At 60.2% G+C, this 6,090-nt stretch carries 3 protein-coding genes and 1 pseudogene; all 4 read left to right on the top strand.

Annotated features, from left to right (window positions below; genetic code table 11):
* Positions 1-223: pseudogene (locus NP534_RS25150) on the top strand (VOC family protein); the annotation flags it as partial.
* 143 nt (positions 224-366) lie between these two features.
* Positions 367-1,293, top strand: a complete 927-nt coding sequence (locus NP534_RS25145) for a 2-hydroxyacid dehydrogenase (RefSeq protein WP_274100505.1) — start codon at positions 367-369, stop codon at positions 1,291-1,293.
* Positions 1,294-1,470: 177 nt separating this feature from the next.
* Complete coding sequence (locus NP534_RS25140) at positions 1,471-4,377, top strand: FAD-binding and (Fe-S)-binding domain-containing protein (protein ID WP_274100504.1); 2,907 nt, start codon at positions 1,471-1,473, stop codon at positions 4,375-4,377.
* 106 nt (positions 4,378-4,483) lie between these two features.
* Complete coding sequence (locus NP534_RS25135; protein WP_274100503.1) at positions 4,484-6,046, top strand: PucR family transcriptional regulator; 1,563 nt, start codon at positions 4,484-4,486, stop codon at positions 6,044-6,046.
* Positions 6,047-6,090: the final 44 nt, after the last annotated feature.

Raw genomic sequence — 6,090 nt, 5'->3', positions numbered from 1 at the left:
CGGGCATGAGTTCGAGCCAAAGGCCCACCTGCCGGTGCCGGGGGCATTGGACTTGTGCTTGATCACCAGTGTCGGGCTCGAGCAGGTGGTCGCACACCTCAAGGCTCAGAACTGGCCCATTGTCGAAGGGCCTGTTCAGCGGACCGGGGCGACCGGGCCTATCCTCTCGGTCTATGTGCGCGACCCTGATCTCAATCTGATCGAGATTTCCGAACAGCTGTGACTTGGCGGTTCAGGGCTTTCAGTACCGGTGGTGAAACTACCTACTCGAGGCAGGAGGAACGGCTGTTCTTTTAGTGCACCCATGTGAAGGCATCATGTCGTTGGGGTGGGCATCATGTGTGTACTGAATAACAGGAGCCAGACATGGCTATTCTCTACATGGCCGAGCCCGGCAGTGCTGCTCAATGGCGTCAGGCTTTTCTTGAAAGTGCCCCCGAACTTGAGTTTCGCGAATGGCCCGAGGTGGGCGATGCGCGCGACATCGAGTATCTGATTGCCTGGAAACCGATGCCGAGGCTGATGGCGCAGTTCCCAAACCTCAGCGTGCTGTACTCGGCAGGCGCCGGCGTCGATCAGTTCGACCTGTCTGAGCTACCCGAGCACGTTTCGCTGGTCAGGCTGGTGGATGGCGCCATGGCCGACATCATGGCCGAGTACGTGACCTTTGCCGTGCTGGCCTTGCACCGTGACATCCTTACTTACCAGAACAGTCAGCGCGAGCGCCGCTGGGCGCCTTTGCCGATCATCCCTGCGTGCGAGCGGCGTGTGGGTGTGATGGGGCTGGGGAACCTCGGGCAGGTAGCCCTGCAGCGGTTGCAGCCACTGGGCTTCCAGCTGAATGCGTGGAGCCGTTCGCCCAAAGCGGTCGCGGGTGGGCGTTGCTACGTGGGTAATGAGCAATTGCATGCATTTCTAGGCCAATGCGACATCCTGATCAACCTGTTGCCTCTGACACCCGAAACGACGGGCATATTGAACGCGACCACGCTCGGTGCGCTGCCCACGGGGGCAGGTGTAGTGAACGTGGGGCGTGGTGCTCATGTTGTCGAGCAGGATCTGCTGGCGGCGCTTGATACCGGCAAGGTCGCAGGCGCGGTGCTGGACGTGCTTGATCAGGAACCTCCCTTGCCCGACCACCCGTTCTGGCGGCACCCGCGGGTATTGCTGACCCCGCATATCGCCAGCAATGTTCAGGTCGAGGGCGCTGTTGATGTCATCGTGCGAAACCTTCAACGCGCGCGCAGCGGCCTGCCCTTGCTGAACACGGTGCATCGCGGCAAGGGGTACTGAGGCGTTGCGATTTGATCCTGCCTAGAGAAGCATGAAAAGCCTGTTTCTTCCTATTCCGAGTTGGTAGAGCTTCACTCGCGCTCGGCTTACAGTAGTTAACGCCCACCGCTCTACCCTGGGGAGTCCCCGTAGGGCCGTTGCGTTTCCGTGCTGATGATCGAGACCAGGCTTCTCCTAATGACAAAAAACAACCCTATCCCTTTCGACCTCAACCTCCTGATGACCCTGCGCGCCAAGCTTGAGGCGCAAACCTCGGCGGAGGTTCGATTCGACGCCGCCACGCGCGCCATCTACGCCTCCGAGGCGTCAAACTATCGTCAGCTGCCGATAGGCATTGTCATTCCCAGGACCGTCGACGACATCGTGACCACGGTACGCCTCTGCAAAGAGGCCGGCATGCCGATCTTGCCGCGTGGCGCGGGTACCTCCATGTGCGGCCAGGCAGTGAACGCGGCGGTTGTGATCGATGCCTCCAAATACCTTCACGCTGTTCATGAGATCGACCCTGCAAGGCGCCTGGCCAGGGTGCAGCCGGGTGTGATCTGCGATCAGCTCAAAAGCGAGGCGGCCAAGGTGGGGCTGACCTTCGGCCCGGACCCTGCAACCCATAGCCGCTGCACGCTGGGCGGCATGATCGGCAACAACTCCTGTGGCGCTCACTCGGTGATGGCCGGCAAGACAGTCGAAAACGTCGAGCGCCTGGAAATTCTGACCTATGACGGGGAACGTTTCTGGGTAGGGCCTACCGACGAGGCCGCCTACCAGGAACACATCAAGGCCGGTGGGCGGCGTGCCGAGATCGTGCAGGCATTGAAAGCGCTGGTCGATCGCAACGAGGCGCACATTCGCCAGGGGTTCCCCAAGCTCAAACGTCGCGTGTCGGGCTACAACCTCGATCAGTTGTTGCCTGAAAACGGCTTCAACATTGCACGCGCGCTGGTGGGCGTCGAAGGCACCTGCGTCACCGTCCTGCAGGCTGAGACGATTCTGGTGAAGAACCCGACTCACCGCGTGCTGGTGGTGCTGGGCTATGACGAGATCTGTTACGCAGCCGACTCCGTACCGCAGTTGCTGCCGCTCAACCCAATCGCAATGGAAGGGTTGGATGATGGCATCATCGATGGGCTTAAAGAACGCGGCATGAAGCTTGCCGATATCGCCGAGCTTCCGGCTGGCAACGCCTGGTTGATGATCGAGTTTGGTGCCCTGTCGACTGAGCAAGCGGTTGCCTTCGCCCAGCAGGCCGTGGACATTGCGCCTGAGTTGCCGGGCAGCCCAAGTGTGCGGCTGGTGACCGATGCAGGTTTGATGAATCGAATCTGGACGATCCGAGAGACGGGCGCCTCGGCGACCTCGCTGGGGCTGGACCCGAATGCGCCTGATCCTGTCGTAGGGTGGGAGGATGCAGCGGTCGAGCCCGAGCACCTCGGCCAGTACCTTCGCGAATTCAAGCGCCTGGTCAGCAGCTACGGCTACAAGACCAACCTCTATGGGCACTTTGGTGATGGCTGTATCCACTCGCGCATTACCTTCGACCTGAAATCCCAGGACGGCCTGGATAACTGGCGAGCATTCCTGGAGGAGGCGGCTCACCTGGTCGTGCGCTACGGTGGTTCGTTGTCGGGCGAGCATGGTGATGGCCAGGCCAAGGGGGAATACCTGCGGATCATGTACTCCACCGAGATCATGAATGCCTTTGCCGAATTCAAGGCGATCTGGGACCCGCTGAACAAGATGAACCCCGGCAAGCTGATCCATGCCATGCCGGTCGATGCCAACCTGCGGTTGGGCCCGGACTACGAGCGCCGTGAAATCCCCAGCCCGTTCACCTACGATGCGCGCCTCGGTGACAAGGGCCTGGCGCGTGAGGCCGAGCGCTGCATCGGGATGGGTAAATGCCGCTCGCTCGAGGGCGGCACCATGTGCCCAAGCTTCAGGGCTACCCGCGAAGAGAAGTACTCCACCCGCGGCCGTGCACGTTTGTTTTTCGAGCTGTTGAAGGGCGAGCTGCTCGAAGGTGCCTGGCAGAACGAAGAGGTCAAGGACTCCCTGGATCTGTGCCTGAGCTGCAAGGGCTGCAAGACGGACTGCCCGACCAATGTGAACATCGCCCGCTACAAGACCGAGTTCCTTAGCCGCTATTACAGCCACAAGCCGCGCCCGGTGATGGACGCCATGATCGGGCGCATCGGCGCATGGCTGCCGCATGCCACCAAGCTGTCACCTGTACTCAACTACGCCATGGGTAACCCGCTGGTGCGTACGGCGGGTGCTTATTTCGGGCTGGCGCGTGAAGCCAAGTTCCCAAAGGTCGCCTCGCAGAGTTTCCGTAGCAGCGCTACGGCCAGGCGCATCCTGAAAAATGAGCGTGTGCGTGCCGGTACAGAGGTGCTGTTGTGGGTGGACAGCTTCAATAATGGCTTCACGCCCAACGTGCTCGAAGCGGGCGTAACCGTACTCGAGGCGCTTGGGTTTAGCGTAAAACTGATGAAGCGCCATGTGTGCTGCGGCCGGCCTTATTACGACGTGGGCATGATCGATCAGGCCAAGTCGAACCTTGAGCAGATCCTTGCCCAGTTGGCGCCGGTGCTCGAAGAAGGGCTTCCAGTCATCGTCCTTGAGCCCAGTTGCTTGTCGGTGTTCCGCGACGAAATGCCGGGCCTGTTCCCGACGGACCCACGCGCCAAAAAGCTCGAGAAGTCGATCATGACCTTGAGTGAGTTCATCGAACTGCGTGGTCTGCAGTTGCCTTCGATCAACGAAGACGTGCGCATACATGGGCATTGCCATCAGAAGTCCTGCGGCGGGATGGCAGGGGAGCAGGGCGTTCTTGAAAAGCTGGGCGGCCAGGGCCAGGTGATTGCTGCGGGTTGCTGCGGCGTGGCGGGTGCATACGCTTACCACAGCAAGACGGCTCCGATTGCGAAGATCATCGGTGAGAAAGAGTTCAAACCTCACATCGACAAGATCCCGCAGCAGGTGGCGGTGGTTGCCGATGGCTTCAGTTGCCGCGGGCAGATCCGCAATGTGAGTGGTAGAGAAGCCATGCACCTGGCTGAGTACCTTGCGAAAATTCTGGGTTAGTTGCACGCAGCGCAGCATTCTCCAGTGTTTGGCTGCTAAGGTCGTTTCAAACCTGGCAGCCTTCGAGAGCTGTCGTGTGGTTATTTCTGAGTGGGATTGATAGGTCATGAAGCTCGATGCAGCGATAGGTAACACTGTGCTTCGCGAGGCCACTGTGGTGGCCGGCGAAACAGCCATGGATCGCGAAATCACCTGGGTTCACATCGTCGATCACCCCGAGATCACCAATTGGTTGAAGCCTGGCGAGCTTCTGTTGACCACCGGCTACAACTGGCCAGTAGACGACGAAGAATGCCGTGTGATGGTGCGCCGGCTGAGTGAAATCGGTTTGGCGGGGGTGGTGCTGGCTGTTCCGCATTTTCGCGAGCATTTCACCCAGGCCGCCATTGACGAAGCGAACCGCTGCGACTTGCCACTGCTCGAGTTGCCGTGGGAGATCCAGTTCAGCGAGATCATGCACGATGTGCTGGCCCGGATCATCAACATCCAGGCCGAGACCATTCGCCGCTCAGACCATATCCATCGCACGTTGACCGAGGCTGCCCTGGAGGGCAACAACCTGGAGGGCTTGGCCAAGGCGCTGAAATCCGCCCTGGACAAGCATGCAACCGTGGTCTCTGCGGATGGCACTGTTCTGGGGGCCTCCGACCCCGCGGTCGACGCGCTGGCCGAGCGCGCACTGATCAAGAACATCACCGAGCAGGACTCGCTCACGGGCTTTTTCGATGCCACCACGGCAAAAGTCGTGACGCAGGGCGTGCAGCGCCCCAGGCTGGGCGGTGCCATCAGGCTTCGTGGAGAAGTGGTGGGCATTGTCTGGCTGCACGGGGAGGAAGGGGCGTTTGAGGAGCTGGAGTCTCGAGCGCTCGAACACGCCTCGGTGATTGCGGCGTTGCATCTTGCCTACCAGCGTCAGTTGTCCGACCAGGAAACCCGCTTAGGTTATGCATTCGTCGCGGGGTTGCTGGAGGGCAAGTTCTCTGCCACGCCAAGTGCCATAGAGCGGGCGCAAGTTTCGGGATGGGGCGAAAACAGGGACTACCGGGTTTGTCTGGTGTTGTTGAATGAACCGATCCCGTTGTCGGTGGAAGGCTTCAACCGGCGCTCGCGAATTGCCGAGCGTATTGCCCAGTCGATGCAGGGCATGGGCATCGCGCCGCTCATGTCCGTCTCGCTGAACCAGGTCAGCTTCTTGCTCCCGGCAGAAAACGCCCCAGACGCCATCTGGAGGTCGGTGCGCACAGAAGGTAGCGCGATGGCCGTCAGCCGCGTGCACCAGGGGGTGACGGGTATGGCTCAAGGGGCAGAAGACGTGCTGGCGCTGCTGCCGCTGCTCAAGCCCGGAAAGCTGCATGACTTCGACGAGGTGCTATTCCCTCGCGCCTTGATGGGGGACTCGGATGCCCGTCGCTTGCTGATGGAAAAGCTGATCGAGCCGCTCGGCAACCCCAAGCGCGGCAATGCCCTGATAGACACTGTACTGACCTTGGCCAGAGAAGGCTTTCAACTACTCAATACGGCCAAGGCACTGGATATTCATATCAGTACGCTGCGGTACCGGGTCGAGCGGATCGAGTCGATGCTGAATATCTCGCTCGACAATCCAGACGACAAGTTCAAATTGCAGGTGGCGGCGCAGATGTACGTGTTGGCAACGGATGATAAGTAAAAGCGTTGAATTGGCTTTTCCTGCTTTGAGCAGGATTAGAGATC

Origin of the sequence: Pseudomonas sp. 39004, from assembly GCF_028682155.1 — a bacterium.
GTDB classification, from domain to species: domain Bacteria; phylum Pseudomonadota; class Gammaproteobacteria; order Pseudomonadales; family Pseudomonadaceae; genus Aquipseudomonas; species Aquipseudomonas capeferrum.
Note: the sequence above shows the minus strand (reverse complement) of the source record. Positions and strands in the feature narration are given on the sequence as shown.

Coding starts and splice junctions, on each gene's coding strand:
- NP534_RS25135 (WP_274100503.1), top strand. CDS start 4,484: ATGAAGCTCGATGCAGCGATAGGTAACACTGTGCTTCGCGAGGCCACT.
- NP534_RS25145 (WP_274100505.1), top strand. CDS start 367: ATGGCTATTCTCTACATGGCCGAGCCCGGCAGTGCTGCTCAATGGCGT.
- NP534_RS25140 (WP_274100504.1), top strand. CDS start 1,471: ATGACAAAAAACAACCCTATCCCTTTCGACCTCAACCTCCTGATGACC.